The 17552-nt window shown below is 68.0% G+C and carries 15 protein-coding genes; 5 read left to right on the plus strand and 10 right to left on the minus strand.

Features of this window, described 5'->3' with window-relative positions; genetic code table 11:
* Positions 1-57: 57 nt before the first annotated feature.
* The gene (locus AB0D12_RS00835; protein ID WP_362675523.1) at positions 58-678 is read right to left on the minus strand and encodes a heme-copper oxidase subunit III; all 621 of its coding nucleotides are present in this window, start codon (positions 676-678) and stop codon (positions 58-60) included.
* A 170-nt stretch (positions 679-848) separates the two neighbouring features.
* Between AB0D12_RS00835 and AB0D12_RS00840 the strand changes: the two genes are divergently transcribed.
* The gene (locus tag AB0D12_RS00840) at positions 849-1250 is read left to right on the plus strand and encodes a hypothetical protein (RefSeq protein WP_327323088.1); all 402 of its coding nucleotides are present in this window, start codon (positions 849-851) and stop codon (positions 1248-1250) included.
* Between the two features lie 12 nt (positions 1251-1262).
* On the opposite strand, the gene AB0D12_RS00845 is transcribed toward AB0D12_RS00840, so the two are convergent.
* The 4 genes from AB0D12_RS00845 to coxB all read right to left on the minus strand — a co-directional run bounded on the left by AB0D12_RS00845 (position 1263) and on the right by coxB (position 5735).
* Complete coding sequence (locus tag AB0D12_RS00845; protein WP_362675526.1) at positions 1263-2516, minus strand: Ig-like domain-containing protein; 1254 nt, start codon at positions 2514-2516, stop codon at positions 1263-1265.
* Between the two features lie 119 nt (positions 2517-2635).
* Positions 2636-3034 carry a cytochrome c oxidase subunit 4 gene (locus AB0D12_RS00850; protein WP_362675529.1) on the minus strand — a complete coding sequence of 133 codons (399 nt, stop codon included), beginning with the start codon at positions 3032-3034 and terminating at the stop codon, positions 2636-2638.
* Positions 3031-4782 (minus strand): cytochrome c oxidase subunit I, encoded by a 1752-nt coding sequence (ctaD, locus tag AB0D12_RS00855; protein ID WP_362675532.1) that lies wholly within the window; start codon positions 4780-4782, stop codon positions 3031-3033. Before ctaD ends, AB0D12_RS00850 begins: the two co-directional genes overlap by 4 nt.
* Positions 4779-5735 (minus strand): cytochrome c oxidase subunit II, encoded by a 957-nt coding sequence (coxB, locus tag AB0D12_RS00860; protein WP_362675535.1) that lies wholly within the window; start codon positions 5733-5735, stop codon positions 4779-4781. Before coxB ends, ctaD begins: the two co-directional genes overlap by 4 nt.
* A 249-nt stretch (positions 5736-5984) precedes the next feature.
* Here coxB and AB0D12_RS00865 point away from each other — a divergent pair, with 249 nt between their 5' ends.
* Positions 5985-7367 carry an aminotransferase class V-fold PLP-dependent enzyme gene (locus tag AB0D12_RS00865; protein WP_362675537.1) on the plus strand — a complete coding sequence of 461 codons (1383 nt, stop codon included), beginning with the start codon at positions 5985-5987 and terminating at the stop codon, positions 7365-7367.
* Between the two features lie 20 nt (positions 7368-7387).
* Here the strand turns inward: AB0D12_RS00865 and AB0D12_RS00870 are convergent, their stop codons facing one another.
* Entirely contained in the window at positions 7388-8362 is a 975-nt protein-coding gene (locus AB0D12_RS00870) for a carbohydrate kinase family protein (protein ID WP_362675540.1), read from the minus strand.
* A gap of 130 nt (positions 8363-8492) precedes the next feature.
* Here AB0D12_RS00870 and AB0D12_RS00875 point away from each other — a divergent pair, with 130 nt between their 5' ends.
* Together AB0D12_RS00875 and AB0D12_RS00880 are read left to right on the plus strand one after the other, a co-directional pair.
* Positions 8493-8699, plus strand: a complete 207-nt coding sequence (locus AB0D12_RS00875; protein ID WP_362675543.1) for a hypothetical protein — start codon at positions 8493-8495, stop codon at positions 8697-8699.
* A gap of 128 nt (positions 8700-8827) precedes the next feature.
* A complete protein-coding gene (locus AB0D12_RS00880) occupies positions 8828-10303 on the plus strand; it encodes a hypothetical protein (protein ID WP_362675546.1) in 1476 nt (491 codons plus the stop codon).
* A 129-nt stretch (positions 10304-10432) separates the two neighbouring features.
* Here the strand turns inward: AB0D12_RS00880 and AB0D12_RS00885 are convergent, their stop codons facing one another.
* Positions 10433-10789, minus strand: coding sequence for an iron-sulfur cluster assembly accessory protein (locus AB0D12_RS00885; protein ID WP_030933606.1), 357 nt, complete (start codon positions 10787-10789; stop codon positions 10433-10435).
* 245 nt (positions 10790-11034) lie between these two features.
* On the opposite strand from AB0D12_RS00885, the gene nadA reads away from it, so the two are divergent.
* The gene (nadA, locus tag AB0D12_RS00890) at positions 11035-12225 is read left to right on the plus strand and encodes a quinolinate synthase NadA (protein ID WP_362675549.1); all 1191 of its coding nucleotides are present in this window, start codon (positions 11035-11037) and stop codon (positions 12223-12225) included.
* Between the two features lie 74 nt (positions 12226-12299).
* Here nadA and AB0D12_RS00895 read toward each other — a convergent pair whose 3' ends face one another.
* The 3 genes from AB0D12_RS00895 to AB0D12_RS00905 all read right to left on the minus strand — a co-directional run bounded on the left by AB0D12_RS00895 (position 12300) and on the right by AB0D12_RS00905 (position 17492).
* On the minus strand, positions 12300-15431 hold the full coding sequence (locus AB0D12_RS00895) for an efflux RND transporter permease subunit (RefSeq protein WP_362675552.1): 3132 nt from the start codon (positions 15429-15431) through the stop codon (positions 12300-12302).
* A gap of 157 nt (positions 15432-15588) precedes the next feature.
* Positions 15589-16275, minus strand: coding sequence for a response regulator transcription factor (locus AB0D12_RS00900; RefSeq protein ID WP_362675555.1), 687 nt, complete (start codon positions 16273-16275; stop codon positions 15589-15591).
* Positions 16272-17492 (minus strand): sensor histidine kinase, encoded by a 1221-nt coding sequence (locus tag AB0D12_RS00905; protein ID WP_362675558.1) that lies wholly within the window; start codon positions 17490-17492, stop codon positions 16272-16274. Before AB0D12_RS00905 ends, AB0D12_RS00900 begins: the two co-directional genes overlap by 4 nt.
* Positions 17493-17552 lie beyond the last annotated feature (60 nt).

Genomic DNA, 17552 nt, shown 5'->3' on the forward strand with positions numbered 1-17552 from the left:
TCTTCTGCGTCGATGCTTCTGGACTGTGTCTGCTTCAGGCAGCGAGTGCCTGCGCCGTTACTTGATCATGTAGATCGTGGCAAAGAGGCCGATCCAGACGACATCGACGAAGTGCCAGTAGTAGGACACGACGATGGCGGCGGTTGCCTGCTCGTGCGTGAATCTCCTCGCCGCGTACGTCCTGCCGAGTACCAGCAGGAATGCGATGAGGCCGCCCGTCACGTGCAGGCCGTGGAAGCCGGTGGTCAGGTAGAACACCGAGCCGTACGGGTCGGAGGACAGCGAGAGGCCGTCCTTCGTGACCAGTTCGGTGTACTCGAAGACCTGACCGCCGATGAAGATCGCACCCATCACGAACGTGATCGTGAACCAGGTGCGGAGCTTCTTCACATCGCCCCGCTCCGCGGCGAAGACGCCGAGCTGGCAGGTGAGGGAGGAGAGCACCAGGATCGTGGTGTTCGTCGCCGAGAACGGGAAGTTCAGGGACGAAGCCATTTCCTTCCAGTGCTCGGCGCCCGTCACCGATCGCAGGGTGAAGTACATCGCGAAGAGGGCCGCGAAGAACATCAGCTCGGAACTCAGCCAGATGATGGTTCCGACGCTGGTGAGGTTCGGCCGATTGACCGACGGGTGCGCGTGCCCGGTTTCTACTGTCGTTGCTGTCGCCACGACCGACATTATGTCGGTCGCTTATCCCGCCCTCACCCCGGGGGGTGCCGTTCGGTGTGTCAGTGGGGTGTGTCCTGCCCGAACGGCCCATCGAAGCGGTGTCCGAACCGCTGTTGACAGGCAGTCGGACGGAGTAGCATCCGCCGCATCGGTTCCTGATCCAACGAGGCGGAGGAACAATGCAGGCGACTGCCACGGTGCTGGTCTACAGCGATGACTCGGGCACCCGCGAGCAGGTGCGGTTGGCAGCGGGACGCAGGCCGGCCGCCGATCTGCCGCCGGTGGAGTTCCTGGAGTGCGCGACCCTCCCTGCCGTCCTGAAAGCGCTGGACGAGGGCGGTGTCGATGTCTGCGTACTGGACGGCGAGTCGGTTCCCGCGGGCGGTATGGGCGTCTGTCGGCAGATCAAGGACGAGATCTTCAACTGCCCGCCCGTACTGCTGCTGATGGGCCGCCCGCAGGACGCCTGGCTGGCCACCTGGAGCCGTGCGGAGGCCGCGGTGACCCTTCCGGTCGAGCCGGTGGAGTTCGCGGACTCCCTGGCCGCCCTGCTGCGCCGCAGGCTCGCCGTTCAGGCCTGAGGCCCCGGCCGGTCAGACCTGGGGACGCAGTCGCGCCGTGTCGTCGGGGCTGCTGCCGTCCCTGGTCCCGGCCACCAGGGCACTGCCCTTGCGCCATGTGTCCCAGGACAGGTTCCAGTCGCCGAAGCCGTTGCCGAAGGGGTCCATCTCGGCGCCGGCGCTGTTGATGACCTTGACTATGTCGCCCTCGCGCACGGTCTTGTAGAACCAGGCGGCATTGCTCGTGGACATCCCGGTGCAGCCGTGGCTGACGTTCGCGTACCCCTGTGAGCCGACGGACCACGGCGCGGCGTGGACGTACTCACCGCTCCAGGTGACGCGGGTCGCGTAGTAGACGGACAGGTCGTACGATTCCGAGCTGCCCGCGGAGATACCGATGCTGGTGCCGCGCATCCGTACGAAGTACTCCTTGCCGAGCACGACCTTGATTCCGTTCCGGGTGGAGAAGCCGGGCTTGCCGGTGGTCACCGGAATGGTGTTGATCACTTCTCCGTTGCGCTTGACCGTCATCTGGTGCGCGCCGGCGTCGGTTATGGCCTCTATTCGGTCCCCGATGGTGAGTTTCAGTGGCTGCGAGGCGCCGCCGTAGAGCTTGTCGGCGACCTTGACGCCCTGGAGGTTGCTGACCGCGCTGACGGTCGCGCCTGCGGGCCAGTACTCCTTCGGGCGGAAGTGCAGCTTCTTGTCGTCCACCCAGTGCCAGGTGCCCTCCACTGCGGGCGTGGACTCGACCTTCAGGGCGCTTTCGACGACCGCCCTGGCCGCCTTGTCCCTGACCGGGGCGGTGAGCTCCGCGGTGATGGGCTGGCCGACGCCGTACGTGCCCGCCTTCGGGCCGAATTGGACGGTCAGGAGCTTCTTGGAGGGCGCGGTCTCAAAGGTGATCGTCCGGGTGCCCGGGAAGCCGTCCTCGTCCTCCATGGAGACCTTCACGGTGTACTTGGCGCCGGCCGACAGGGGCGCCGTGGAGCGCCAGCGGCCGCCGTCCGCGGAGAGTTCGCCGGCCAGGTGGTGGCCCCGTTCGTCGGTCACCATGACATCGGTGATCCGGCCGTCACTGCCGTCGACGGTGATCTCGAGAGGCTTGTCCGGGTCCGCTTTGGCGCTGTCGGACGGCGCGTTGAAGGAGATCTGTTCCGCCGCGTCGTACGGCTTCGCGGCGAGCGGGTTGCCGTCGGACCCGAAGCACGCGGCCGCGCCCGCCCCGAGGGACACGACCAGCAGGGTGCAGCTGACGACGGTGCGTATGTGCGGGGTGTGGTTCATAAGCACACGTTATGAAGATCGGTCAATAACGGCGCGCCGGGTGACTGCAAACGAGGGGCCCGGATCCCTCTCAGGAGTGAGTGGGATCCGGGCCCGGCCCGTGTGCTGCTGACGCGGTGTTACTGGTTCTGGTTCTCACCGCGGTAGAACTCGAACACCCAGCCGAACAGGCCGACCAGGATGACCGGGGCGGAGAAGTACAGCAGCCACCAGCCGAAGACGACGCCCATGAAGGCGAGCGCACCACCGATGCCGAGTGCGAGCGGCTGCCAGCTGTGCGGGGCGAAGAACCCCACCTCGCCGGCCTCGTCCGCTACGTCGGCCTCCTTGTCGTCCTGGGCCATGGCGTCCACTCGCCGGGCCGTGAAGGCCAGGTAGTAGCCGATCATGACGCTCAGGCCGAAGGCCAGGAAGAGCGCGGTGGTACCGGCCGGCTCCTTCGACCACACGCCGTACAGGACGGCGACGGCGAGGATGAAGACGCTCAGCCAGAGGAACATCTTGCCTTGGATCTTCACTTGCCGTCCTCCTTGTCACCGGTCTTGCCACCGGTAAGGACGCTGGCTCCGTGACCGCCGTGCTCGAGCTGGTCGAGAGCGGCGATCTCCGGGTGGTGCAGGTCGAACGCCGGGGATTCGGATCGGATCCGCGGCAGGGTGAGGAAGTTGTGCCGCGGCGGCGGGCAGGAGGTCGCCCATTCGAGCGAACGGCCGTAGCCCCACGGGTCGTCGACCTCGATCTTCTTGCCGTACTTGGCCGTCTTCCAGACGTTGTACATGAACGGCAGGATCGACAGACCGAGCAGGAACGAGCTGATCGTGGAGATGGTGTTCAGCGTGGTGAAGCCGTCGGCGGCGAGGTAGTCCGCGTAGCGACGCGGCATGCCCTCGGCACCCAGCCAGTGCTGCACCAGGAACGTGCCGTGGAAGCCGATGAACAGCGTCCAGAAGGTGATCTTGCCGAGCCGCTCGTCCAGCATCTTGCCCGTGAACTTCGGCCACCAGAAGTGGAATCCGGCGAACATCGCGAAGACCACGGTGCCGAAGACGACGTAGTGGAAGTGCGCGACGACAAAGTACGAGTCGGAGACGTGGAAGTCCATCGGCGGCGAGGCCAGGATGACGCCGGTCAGTCCACCGAAGGTGAAGGTGACCAGGAAGCCGATCGTCCAGAGCATCGGTGTCTCGAAGGACAGTGAGCCCTTCCACATGGTGCCGATCCAGTTGAAGAACTTCACACCGGTCGGTACCGCGATCAGGAAGGTCATGAAGGAGAAGAACGGCAGCAGGACGCCGCCTGTGACGTACATGTGGTGCGCCCACACCGTCACGGACAGGCCCGCGATGGCGATCGTCGCGGCCACCAGACCGATGTAGCCGAACATCGGCTTTCGGCTGAAGACCGGAATGATCTCGGAGACGATGCCGAAGAAGGGCAAGGCGATGATGTACACCTCTGGATGGCCGAAGAACCAGAAGAGGTGTTGCCAGAGCAAGGCCCCGCCGTTGGAGGCGTCGAAGACATGCGCACCGAATTTGCGGTCCGCCTCCAGCGCGAAGAGCGCGGCGGCCAGCACCGGGAAGGCGAGCAGGACCAGCACACCGGTCAGCAGCACGTTCCAGACGAAGATCGGCATCCGGAACATCGTCATGCCGGGGGCTCGCATGCAGATGATCGTGGTGATGAAGTTGACCGAACCGAGGATCGTGCCGAAGCCGGAGAAGGCCAGACCCATGATCCACATGTCGGCGCCGACGCCCGGCGAACGGACCGCGTCCGACAGCGGGGAATAGGCGAACCAGCCGAAGTCGGCCGCACCCTGCGGGGTGAGGAAGCCGGCCACCGCGATCAGCGAGCCGAAGAGGTACAGCCAGTACGCGAACATGTTCAGCCGCGGGAACGCCACATCGGGCGCGCCGATCTGCAGCGGCATGATCCAGTTCGCGAATCCGGCGAAGAGCGGCGTCGCGAACATCAGCAGCATGATCGTGCCGTGCATCGTGAACGCCTGGTTGAACTGCTCGTTCGACATGATCTGCGTGCCGGGACGGGCCAGCTCGGCGCGCATGAAGAGCGCCATCAGGCCGCCGATGCAGAAGAACGCGAACGACGTGACCAGGTACATCGTGCCGATGGTCTTGTGATCGGTGGTGGTCAGCCAACTCACGATCACAGTACCCGGCTGCTTGCGCCGTACCGGCAGCTCGTTCTCGTACGAGTCGTCAGCTGCTGCGGCGGCACCCTGAGGTTCGTTGAGGATGCTCACAGTTTGTTCGTCTCCGAGTTCCGGGCCGGGTCCGTCAGCTCAATGCCCGACGGGATGTAGCCGGTCTGCCCCTTCTCCGCCAGCTCCTTCAGATGCTGCTGGTAGCGCTCCGGGGAGACGACCTTGACGTTGAAGAGCATCCGGGAGTGGTCGACGCCGCAGAGCTCGGCGCACTTGCCCAAGAAGGTGCCCTCATGGTTCGGAGTCACCTCGAAGGAGTTGGTGTGGCCCGGGATGACGTCCTGCTTCATCAGGAAGGGGACCACCCAGAAGGAGTGGATGACGTCACGAGAGGTCAGGATGAACCGGACCTTCTCTCCCTTGGGCAGCCAGAGCGTCGGGCCCGGGTTTCCGGTCTGCGGATTCCGGGTGCCGGGGATGCCGGCGTCGTAGACGCCGCCCGCGGCCGCCGGGAAGTCCTCGCGGAACCTGTCGGGGATGGCGCCCAGGGCCTTGTTGGTCTTGGCGTCACCCGAGGTGCCTTCGACGTTCTCGATGTAGTTGAAGCCCCAGCTCCACTGGTAGCCGACCACGTTGACCGTGTGGGCGGGCTTGGAGAGGGTCAGGAGCTTCGACTCGTCACGCGCGGTGAAGTAGAAGAGCACCGAAACGATGATGAGCGGAACAACCGTGTACAACGCCTCGATCGGCATGTTGTACCGGGTCTGCGGGGGTACCTCCACCTTGGTGCGGCTGCGCCGGTGGAAGATGACACTCCAAATGATCAGACCCCACACCAGCGCGCCCGTGATGAGCGCTGCCGCCCACGAGCCCTGCCAGAGGGAGAGGATCCGAGGGGCCTCTTCCGTTACCGGGGTGGGCATACCCAGGCGGGGGAAGTCCTTGTATGTGCAACCGGAGGCGGTCGCCAGGACAACACCCGCGGTCAGCACCTGGAGCAGCTTCCGCCGCATCGGGCGCCGCGACGAGCGGTCGGAGCCGTTGGGACTCACGTAGCGCCTTCCCGAGAGTCTCGGCCCGCGCGGCATGCCGCGGCCGTCTCGCTGGTCGGTCGCCGGCCCTGACGCGGGCAGGGGTTTGGATGTTTATGCGGACCAAACCCTACTGGACGCTATTTGGGGTCGCGCGGGGAGGGTGCCCAACGCGCCGCCCGACTCCCCGAAGGGGTGGAATCCCCCCGGAATCCCGGCCTCCGGCAGGCATCTGACGGCCCCTCCGTGTACGGGGGTTAGCGTGGCAGGGTGCCCTACTTCGACACCGCATCCTCCGCCCCCCTGCACCCGGTTGCCCGGCAGGCCCTGCAGGCCTCCCTCGACGAGGGCTGGGCCGATCCGGCCCGGCTCTACCGTGAGGGGCGGCGCGCCCGGCTGCTGTTGGACGCCGCGCGGGAGGCGGCGGCGGAGGCGGTGGGCTGCCGTCCGGACGAGCTGGTCTTCACCCCTTCGGGGACGCACGCGGTTCACCTGGGAATTTCCGGCGCTCTCGCGGGCCGTCGGCGTGTCGGGCGCCACCTGGTCGTTTCCGCGGTCGAGCACTCCTCGGTGCTCCATTCGGCGGCCGCGCACGAGGCGGCGGACGGCACCGCGGTGACCGAGGTCCCGGTGGACCGGGCCGGAGCGGTCTCTCCTGCCGTGTACGCCGCCGCGCTGCGTGAGGACACCGCGCTGGCCTGTCTGCAGTCGGCCAACCATGAGGTGGGTTCCGAGCAGCCGGTGGACCTGGTCGCCGAGGCGTGCCGGGCGGCCGGGGTGCCGCTGCTGGTGGACGCGGCGCAGTCCCTCGGCTGGGGGCCGGTGGAGGGTGACTGGTCACTGCTCGCGGCGAGTGCCCACAAATGGGGTGGTCCTGCGGGAGTCGGACTGCTCGCCGTGCGCAAGGGTGTCCGGTTCGCCCCTCAAGGGCCCGCCGACGAGCGGGAGTCGGGGCGGACGGCCGGCTTCCAGAACATCCCGGCGATCGTGGCGGCCGCGGCCTCACTGCGGGCGGTGCGGGCGGAGGCGGCGGACGAGGCGGTACGGCTGCGGGCCCTGGTGAACCGGATCCGGGCCCGTGTCCCGGAGCTGGTCCCGGATGTGGAGGTGGTCGGTGATCCGGTGCGCCGGCTCCCCCATCTCGTCACCTTCTCCTGTCTCTATGTCGACGGAGAGACTCTGCTGCACGAGCTGGACCGGGCGGGTTTCTCGGTCTCGTCGGGGTCCTCCTGCACGAGCAGCACGTTGACGCCGAGCCATGTGCTGCGGGCGATGGGTGTGCTGTCGGAGGGAAATGTCCGTGTCTCGCTCCCTCTCGGTACGACCGAGGTGGAGGTGGACCGCTTTCTCGAGGTGCTGCCGGGGGTGGTTGCCGGGGTGCGCGAGCGGCTCGGAGCGCCCGTCGCGGCCACCGGGACCGGCAAGGAGGCGTCGCTTGTCGTGGACGCGCTCGGCAAGCTCTGCCCGATCCCGGTGATCGAGCTGGCGAAGGTGATCGGGGACGTACCGGTCGGTGGCACGGTGACGGTCCTCGCGGACGACGAGGCGGCGCGCCTGGACATCCCGGCGTGGTGCGAGATGCGGGACCAGGAGTACGTGGGTGAGCGGCCGGCGGACCGGGGCGTGGCCTATGTGGTCCGCCGGCGCTCGTAACTGCTGATCGGGACTGCTGATCAGGCGATGTACGTCCGGACCTCGGCCGAGGCCTCGTGGCCGTACGCCTTGGTGAAGCGGTCCATGAAGTGGGCGCGGCGCAGGGTGTACTCCTGGGTGCCCAGGGTCTCGATGACCAGGGTCGCCAGCATGCAGCCGATCTGGGCCGCGCGCTCCAGGCTCACACCCCAGGACAGGCCCGAGAGGAAGCCCGCGCGGAACGCGTCGCCGACGCCGGTCGGGTCGACCTTGGCCTCCTCCTCCGCGCAGCCGACCTCGATCGCGTCCTGACCGGCCTGCTCGATACGGACGCCGCGCGAGCCGAGCGTGGTGATGCGGTGGCCGACCTTGCCCAGGATCTCCTCGTCGGTCCAGCCGGTCTTGGACTCGATGAGCCCCTTCTCGTACTCGTTGGAGAAGAGGTAGGTGGCGCCGTCGAGGAGAGTACGGATGTCGTCGCCGCTCATCCGCGCGATCTGCTGGGAGAAGTCCGCGGCGAACGGGATGGAGCGGGTCTTGCACTCCTCGGTGTGGCGGAGCATCGCCTCGGGGTCGTCCGCGCCGATCAGTACGAGGTCGAGGCCGCCGACCCGGTCGGCGACCTTCTTGAGCTCGATCTGACGGGCCTCGCTCATCGCGCCCGTGTAGAAGGAGCCGATCTGGTTGTGGTCGGCGTCCGTCGTGCAGACGAAGCGGGCGGTGTGCAGGACCTCGGAGATACGGACCGAGCCGGTGTCGACGCCGTGCCGGTCGAGCCAGGCGCGGTACTCGTCGAAGTCGGCTCCGGCCGCGCCGACCAGGACGGGCCTGGTGCCGAGCTGGCCCATACCGAAGCAGATGTTGGCGCCGACACCGCCCCTGCGCACGTCGAGGTTGTCGACGAGGAAGGAGAGGGAGACCGTGTGCAACTGGTCGCCGACCAGCTGGTCGGCGAAGCGGCCGGGGAAGGTCATGAGGTGGTCGGTGGCGATGGAGCCGGTGACTGCGATTCGCACGGCGAGGACGCTCCTGTGGCGGGGTGGCGTTGACAGTTAACGCTACCGGGTCGAAGCACCTGTCCTGAAGTGCGGAAACTACCCGATAGTAGGGCTTTTTTCCTGGGCTACCGACTCGTACGGTGCGAATATGACGAAGCACATCGCCCCGCGCGAGCAGCGAGAGTCCGAGATCAGCCTGGCCCAGCTGCGCGGTGACTGCGCACGGATGGCTCCGCACTGGGTGGTGCCGGCGGCCGCTGTGGCCGCGCCCGTGCCGCCGTCCCGTATCCATGGTGTCGTAGTTCCGGCCGCTTCCGCCCGCCTGATCGATGCAATGTCCGAATACGGCGACTGACGCGGTGCGTCGACTGGCGCAATACGGCGGCTGACGCGCAAGAGGCGCACGGAGGGGAACCGTGCGCTCCCCCGCTCCGTCCCATCCGTGCCCCCGGCAGAAGGGGGCATGAGACAAGGAGCGATGCGGTGAGCAGTACGGAGCGACCCCCCAACAGCGCGGACAGCCCGCACCGCCGGCGTTCCCCGCTCGCCGTCGCCTCGGTGGCGGCGGCGGTGCTGGTCGCGGGAGGTGGTACGTACTTCGCGACGGCCGGCTTCGGTGGCGGCGGCGGCGACAGCGCGGACGCCAAGAGCGGTGCGCCACGCGATATGGCACCGCCACTGCTCTCGCTGGACACCTCTGCGGGCAGCGGCGGCCCCGGCATCGCGCCCGGCGAGCCCGACCCCAATGGCGGGATCGTCTACCGGACCGAGGGCAAGCTGCCGGACGGTCCGGATTCGGCCCCTGTCTACCGTACGAACGGTGCTGTCACCGAGGCCGAGGTGACCCGGCTGGCGAAGGCGCTCGGGCTGCCGGGCACACCGCGACCGGTCGGCCCGGCCTGGAAGATCGGCGCCGAAAAGGATGGCGCGGGCCCGCTCCTCCAGGTCAACAAGCAGGCGCCGGGCACCTGGACGTTCGCCCGGTTCGCGGCTTCGCCGGGCGGTGACAACTGCCTGAAGGGCAAGGCGTGTCCCTCGCGCGGCGAGCCGGGGAAGACGGGGAAGGCTGCCGAGGGCCCCGCGGTGAGCGAGGAGGCCGCGAAGAAGGCTGCCGCTCCCGTGTTGAAGGCGGCCGGCCAGAGCGACGCCGAGCTGGATGCCCGCCAACTGATGGGCGCGGTACGGGTGGTGAATGCCGCTCCGGCGGTCGGCGGGCTGCCGACGTACGGCTGGACGACCGGGATCCAGGTCGGTGCGGACGGTCAAGTGGTCGGCGGCAGCGGGCAGTTGAAGAAGCCCGAGAAGAGCGACGAGTATCCGGTGGTCTCGGCCCAGGAGGCGCTGAAGCAGCTGAACAAGGCCGGTGAGGGCGCGGGCCCGATCGGGATCGGCGGTTGCGCCACCCCGGTGCCGGTGGAGGGCGAGCAGAAGCCCGCGGCGCCGTGCAAGCCGAAGAGCAAGGCGGCCGGTCCTGAGCGGCTGACGGTCGGCAAGGCCGTTTTCGGGCTGGCAGCGCAGTACGTGGACGGACAGCAGGTGCTCGTACCGTCGTGGCTGTTCGAGGTAAAGCCGAATGGCGGCGCCCAGCCGTTCACGGTCACCCAGACGGCGGTGGACCCGAAGTTCCTGTCGAAGTCCGCACCGCCGAAGCGGAACATCAAGCCGACCCAGCCGCCGAAGGATCCTGTCGCGGGGTCCGAGCGGGGCATCACGTCGTACAGCGTGAACGGGCGGGTTCTGTCCGTGACCTTCTGGGGTGGCGTGTGCAGCGACTACGCGGCGACGGCGAGTGAGAGCGCCAGCCAGGTGAAGGTCCGGGTCGTCGAGTCGAATCCCGACCCGAAGCGGATCTGCGTCATGATCGCGAAGGAGCTGACGGAGAAGGTGACGCTGGACAAGCCGCTGGGCGACCGGAAGGTCGTGGACGCGGAGACGGGCAAGGCCGTCCCGCTGAAGTAGCTCGTGTGCAGTAGCAGGTGCTTTCTGGAGCGGCGTCCGACAGACGCCGGACGGACCGGACGCCGGACAGACGAAGGCGGCGACCCCCGGAGATCGGGGCCGCCGCCTTTCGCCCGACTGGGCTCAGCTTTAGCTGAAGGAGTCGCCGCAGGCGCAGGACCCGGTGGCGTTCGGGTTGTCGATCGTGAAGCCCTGCTTCTCGATCGTGTCGACGAAGTCGATGGAGGCGCCGCCCAGGTACGGAGCGCTCATCCGGTCGGTGACGACCTTGACGCCGTCGAAGTCCTTCACGACATCGCCGTCGAGCGAACGCTCGTCGAAGAACAGCTGGTAGCGCAGACCCGAGCAGCCACCGGGCTGAACGGCGACGCGCAGCGCCAGGTCGTCCCGGCCTTCCTGCTCCAGCAGGCCCTTGACCTTGGCTGCGGCGGCGTCGGACAGAAGGATGCCGTCGCTCACGGTGGTGGTCTCGTCCGATACGGACATCTGCTTCTCTCCCGGGTTGTACGGAGACTGCTTGCCGACGTTTGCAACCGGCGTGGCCGCGGATTCATTCCGGGGCCGAGGGCATGTTGTTCCCTTTCATGCTCGCACACCGGATCGACGGGGGGCACCGATCTGCGGACGGGGGGTGCGTCACATGGACGCTATGGCCGTCGTCAAAGTGACGTGAAGCGGTTATGATAGATAGCGTCAAATAGACGAGAAGGTCTGTCTGCAGAAAAGAAAGGGTGCGTGTCGTGACCACCGCCCAAGCCCGCCCGGAGCTCGACGTCCAGCCGACGCCGCTCGCCCTGCTGCTGCTCGGCCGCGAGGCCGACCCCAGGAGCGAGCGCGGTGTGGAGTGCCCCGGCGACCTGCCCTCCCCGTCCGACCCGGACCTGGTGGAGCGCGCTCGTGCAGCCAAGGAGAGGCTCGGGGACAAGGTCTTCGTCCTGGGGCACCACTACCAGCGCGACGAAGTCATCCAGTTCGCGGACGTGACCGGGGACTCCTTCAAGCTGGCCAAGGACGCCGCGGCGCGGCCGGAGGCCGAGTACATCGTCTTCTGCGGTGTGCACTTCATGGCCGAGTCTGCGGACATCCTGACCTCGGACGACCAGAAGGTCGTACTGCCCGACCTGGCCGCCGGCTGTTCGATGGCCGACATGGCCACCGCGGAGCAGGTCGCCGAGTGCTGGGACGTGCTGACCGAGGCCGGCATCGCGGAGCAGGTCGTGCCCGTGTCGTACATGAACTCCTCGGCCGACATCAAGGCCTTCACCGGCAAGCACGGCGGGACGATCTGCACATCGTCGAACGCGAAGCGTGCGCTGGACTGGGCCTTCGAGCAGGGCGAGAAGGTGCTGTTCCTGCCCGACCAGCACCTGGGGCGCAACACCGCGGTGCGGGAGATGGGGATGTCGCTCGGCGACTGCGTCCTCTACAACCCGCACAAGCCGAACGGCGGGCTGACGGTCGAGCAGCTGCGCAACGCGAAGATGATCCTGTGGCGCGGGCACTGCTCGGTGCACGGTCGCTTCTCGCTGGACTCGGTCAACGATGTGCGGGAGCGGATCCCGGGCGTGAATGTCCTGGTCCACCCCGAGTGCAAGCACGAGGTCGTGTCGGCCGCGGACTACGTCGGCTCGACGGAGTACATCATCAAGACGCTGGAGGCGGCTCCGGCCGGCTCGAAGTGGGCGATCGGCACAGAGCTCAACCTGGTCCGCCGGGTCGCGAACGCGCACCCCGACAAGGAGATCGTCTTCCTCGACAAGACGGTGTGCTTCTGCTCGACGATGAACCGCATCGACCTGCCCCACCTGGTGTGGGCGCTGGAGTCGCTGGCGGAGGGGAATCTGGTGAACCGGATCCAGGTCGACAGGGAGACGGAGAGCTTCGCGAAGCTGGCGCTGGAGAGGATGCTGGCGCTGACGTAGCGGTGGGCTCGGAACACAAGGGGTGCCCCCGGCCGTTCGGGCCGGGGGCACCCCTGTGTCGCGTCCGGAACAGCTCAGACCTGGGCCGGTTCCTGGACCGCGCGCTCCGAGTCCGCCTCGCTCTGCGGGGCGGGGGACTTGGACGCGCGCTTCGCTGCCTTCTTCTTGGCGCGGCGCTCCTTGCGGAGTTCCACCATCGCGTACAGCGTCGGGACCAGCAGCAGCGTCAGCAGCGTCGAGGTGATCAGACCGCCGATCACCACCACCGCCAGCGGCTTGGCGATGAAGCCGCCCTCTCCCGTGACGCCCAGCGCCATCGGGAGCAGCGCGAAGATCGTCGCCAGGGCAGTCATCAGGATCGGGCGCAGCCGGTGGCGGCCGCCCTCGACGACCGCTTCCACCACGCCCAGGCCCTGGGCCCGGTACTGGTTGATCAGGTCGATCAGCACGATCGCGTTGGTGACCACGATGCCGATGAGCATCAGCATGCCGATCATCGCCGGGACACCCATCGGTGTACCCGTGACGATCAGCATGCCGATCGCGCCCGTCGCCGCGAAGGGGATCGAGACGAGCAGGATCAGCGGCTGGACCAGCGAGCGGAACGTCGCGACCAGCAGCATGAAGACGATCGCGATCGCCGCCAGCATCGCCAGGCCCAGCGAGGCGAAGGCATCGTCCTGGTCGGAGGAGACACCACCGATGGTGGCAGTGGCACCGTCCGGGAGGTCCAGCGACTTGAGCTTGCTCTGGAGCGACGCGCTCACCGCGCCCGTGTTGTCACCGGTCGGCTTCGCCGTGATCGTCGCGGCCCGCGAGCCGTCGATCCGCGTCATCGAGACCGGTCCCGGGACCAGCTTCACATCGGCGATGTCACCGAGCTTGACCGGACCGAGGGCGAGGTTACGAAGGTCCGACAGCGTCTTCGCCGGCTTCGCCGAGGTGATCACGACATCGCGCTCGGTGTCGTTCAGGATCGCCTTGGCCGACGGAGTGCCGCGCACCGCCTGGCCGACGGCCAGACCCAGCGTGGTCTCGTTGAAGCCCGCTTCCGCCGCCTTCTCGTTCGCCTTGACCGAGATCCGGGGGATGCTCCGCGCCAGGTCGCTCTGTACATCGGTGACGTCGTCGAGCTTCGCCACCTCGGCCCGTACCGCCTCGGACGCCTTCTTCAGCGTGTCCGCGTCTGACGCCTTCACCACGACGCTCAGGTTCTGGTTGCCGAAGCCGTCGCCCGCCGCGATCGTCGTGTCGCCGATGCCGTCGAGCTTGCCGAGCTCCTCGTCGATACGGTCGCGGGTCTTCTCGTACGACGACGCGTCCTTCAGGGTCAGCTGGTAGGAAGCCTGGTTGGCACCCGTACCGCCGCCGAAGGCCGCCATGAAGCCGGAGGAGCCGACCGTGACCTGGTAGTCCTTGATCTCGTCGATTTTGTCGAGGACCTTCTCGACCTTCTTCGCGGAGGCGTCCGCCGCCTCCAGGCTGGTACCGGGGGCCAACTCCTGCTTGACGGACATGACCTCCTGCTCGCCCTGGTCGAAGAAGTTCGTCTTCAGCAGCCCGGCCATGCCGAAGGTGCCGAAGAGCACGACGAGCGCGAGGACGACGCTGGTGAGGCGGCGGCGGGTCGCGAAACGCAGCACCGGGACGTACATCCGCTGCAGCGGGCTGCGCGCCTCCTTCTCCTCCGCCTTGCGCCGGGCCTCGTCCGGGTCGATGCCCTGTACGGCCTTCGGGGCCCGCAGGAACCAGTACGACAGGACGGGGACGACGGTCAGCGAGACCAGCAGCGAGGCCAGCAGGGCCGCGGTGATGGTCAGCGAGAACGAGCCGAAGAGCTCGCCGACCATGCCGCCCACCAGACCGATGGGCAGGAACACGGCGACGGTCGTCAGCGTCGAGGAGGTGACGGCGCCCGCCACTTCCTTCACCGCGGTGATGATGGCCGCCTGCCGCTCCTCGCCGTAGCCGAGGTGCCGCTTGATGTTCTCCAGAACCACGATCGAGTCGTCGACGACCCGGCCGATCGCGATGGTCAGCGCGCCCAGCGTGAGCATGTTGAGCGACAGGTCACGCGTCCACAGCACGATCAGCGCGAGGACGACCGAGAGCGGGATGGAGACCGCCGTGACCAGCGTGGAGCGGAGCGAGGCCAGGAAGACCAGGATCACGATGACCGCGAAGAGCAGTCCGAGCGCGCCCTCGGTGGTCAGACCGGAGATCGACTTGGAGACGGCAGGGCCCTGGTCGGAGACGACGGTCAGCTGAGCGCCGGCGCCGAGGTCCTTGCGGAGCTCGGGCAGCTTGTCCTTGACCGCGTCGGAGATGGCGACGGCACTGCCGTCCTTGTCCATGGTGGCGAGGACGGCGAGGCTCGGCTTGCCGTCCGTACGGGTGATGGAGACCCGCTGGGACTCCTCCTGCTTCACCGTGGCGACGTCACCGAGGCGTACCGGCTTGCCCTTCTCGGGGGACACGCGCAGGTCCTCGATCTGCTTCAGCGTGGTGAAACCGCCGCCGACCTGGACCGTACGACTCTTGCCGTCCTCGGAGAAGGAGCCGGCCGGCAGCGTCGCGCCGCCCGCCTTGAGCGCCTCGGCGAGCGCCATGGTGTTCAGCCCGGCCGAGGCGAGCTTCTTGTCGTCGGGGGTGACGGAGACCTGAAGGTCCTGGACGCCGTCGACGGAGACCTGGCCGACGCCGTCGATGTCCTCGATCGCCGGGACGACGGTGCGCTCCAGCTGGTCGTTGAGCGCCTGCTGGTCCTTGTCGGAGGTGATGGCGAGGACGACGGTCGGGATGTCGTCCGTCGAACCGGCGACGACCTGCGGGTCGACGTCGTCGGGCAGCTGGGTACGGGCCCGGTTCACGGCCTGCTGCACATCGGCGACGAGCTGCTTGGTGCCGTCCCCGTAGTCGAAGCTGGCCATGATCACGGCGTTGCCCTCGCTCGCCGTGGAGGTGATGCCCTTGATTCCGTCGACGGCCTTGATGGTGCTCTCGAGCGGTTCGACGACCTGCTTCTCGACCACATCGGGGGACGCGCCCTGGTACGGGGCCAGCACCGACACCATCGGCAGTTCGATGGAGGGCAGCAGCTGCTGCTTGAGCTGCGGGATGGCGATCGCTCCGAAGGCGATCGCGACGATCGACATCAGGCCGATCAGGGCTCGTTGCGACAGGCTGAATCTGGACAGCCAGGACATGGTGTCTCTCTTCTGTGGCTTACGCGGCAGGAAGGACAAGAGGGCACAGCCGGGCTGCCCGTTTATACGATCAGCCATTCGAGGAGGCCCAACCCTCGACCCCAGGTCCAGTTCCTTATCGCGCGCATACCGCAGCTGGAGTACGCGAGGCTCCGGCTCACTCCACCCTTGGACGTACCAGGCCCGATTCGTACGCGATTACCACCAATTGGGCGCGGTCGCGGGCGCCGAGTTTCGCCATCGCACGGTTCACATGCGTCTTGACGGTCAGCGGGCTGACCTCGAGCCGTTCGGCGATCTCGTCGTTGGAGTGGCCGCCGGCGACCAGGACGAGGACTTCACGCTCGCGCACGGTGAGCGCCGAGAGCCGCTCGGAGTGCGCCCGGGACTCCTGCCCGTCGTCCGAAGTGCCGCCCTGTGCGAGGAACTTGGCGATCAGGCCCTTGGTGGCGACCGGCGAGAGCAGCGCCTCCCCCGCAGCCGCGATACGGATGGCATTGAGCAGTTCGTCCGGTTCCGCTCCCTTGCCGAGGAAGCCCGATGCGCCTGCCCGCAGCGACTGCACGACGTACTCGTCCACCTCGAAGGTGGTGAGCATGACGACGCGTACGTTCGCGAGTTCGGGGTCGGCGCTGATCATTCGGGTGGCGGCGAGCCCGTCCGTCCCGGGCATCCGGATGTCCATCAGGACGACATCGGCCTTGGCGGAACGGGCGAGTGCCACCGCCTCGGCGCCGTCCGCCGCCTCCGCGACGACATGCATGTCGGGTTCGGAATCCACCAGGACCCGGAACGCGCTGCGCAGCAGCGCCTGGTCGTCGGCGAGCAGCACCCTGATCGTCATCTGTCCTCCCCCGTGCCGGTCTTGACCGGCAGTATCGCCTGCACCCGGAAGCCGCCGCCGTAGCGGGGGGCCGCAGTGAGGGTGCCCCCGAGTGCGGTGACCCGCTCGCGCATACCGAGCAGACCGTGGCCGCCGCCGTCCACCGGCCCTTCGGCCCCGGCGCCGTTGTCCAGCACGGTGACCTCCACGGTGTGGCCGACCCGCACCACGCTCACCTCGGCCTTCGCATCCGTGCCCGCGTGCTTCCGCACATTGGTCAGCGCCTCCTGGATGATCCGGTACACCGCGAGATCGACGGCCGCGGGCAGCCGGATCCCGTCGTCGGCACGGGCCACCTCGACCGGCAGACCGGCCTGCCGGAAGGTGATGACCAGCTCATCGAGGACATCGAGGCCGGGAGCCGGTTCGGTGGGAGCCTCCGGGTCGCCGGACTGGCGGAGCAGACCGACTGTGGCGCGCAGTTCGTTGAGTGCGGAGCGGCTGGCCTCGCGCACATGGGCGAGGGCCTCCTTGGCCTGGTCGGGCCGTCTGTCCATGACATGCGCGGCGACGCCCGCCTGGACGTTGACCAGGGCGATGTGGTGCGCGACCACATCGTGGAGATCGCGGGCGATCCGCAGGCGCTCCTCCGCGACCCGGCGGCGGGCCTCCTCCTCGCGGGTGCGCTCGGCGCGCTCGGCCCGCTCACGTATCGCGTCGACGAAGGCCCGCCGGCTGCGTACGGCGTCTCCCGCCGCTCCCGCCATCCCGGTCCAGGCGAAGATGCCGAGGTTCTCCTGTGTGTACCAGGGGGTCGAGCCGAAGAACATCGCTGCGCCGGTCAGCACGGCCATGGTCAACAGGCCGACGCGCCAGGTGGTGGGGCGGTCGGTGCGGGAGGCGACGGTGTAGAGGGCGATCACGGCACTCATCGCGACCGGTGCGGCCGGATCGCCCACGACGAGCTCGACGACCGAGACCGCGGTGGTGAACACGAGCACGGGCATCGGGTTGCGCCGGCGGAAGACGAGGGCCCCGGCGACCAGGACCATCAGCACCAGGCTGCGCGGCTCGGGCGTACGGCTGCCGAAGGCCGGACCGTGCGGCCCGTTCGGATCGGCGAAGGAGCCGACGACCATGCAGATCAGTACGGCCAGGGCGAGCGCTCCGTCGAACGCCAGCGGATGCGCGCGAAGCCAGCGCCGGGTGCGGGCGAACCCGGTGGCGAGTGAGGTCACATCCAGCAACGGTACGGCGTGCCGCGACAGCCGCGAACACCCGCGAGCACAGCAGAAGAG

The organism is Streptomyces sp. NPDC048479 (genome assembly GCF_040651435.1).
Lineage (GTDB): Bacteria > Actinomycetota > Actinomycetes > Streptomycetales > Streptomycetaceae > Streptomyces.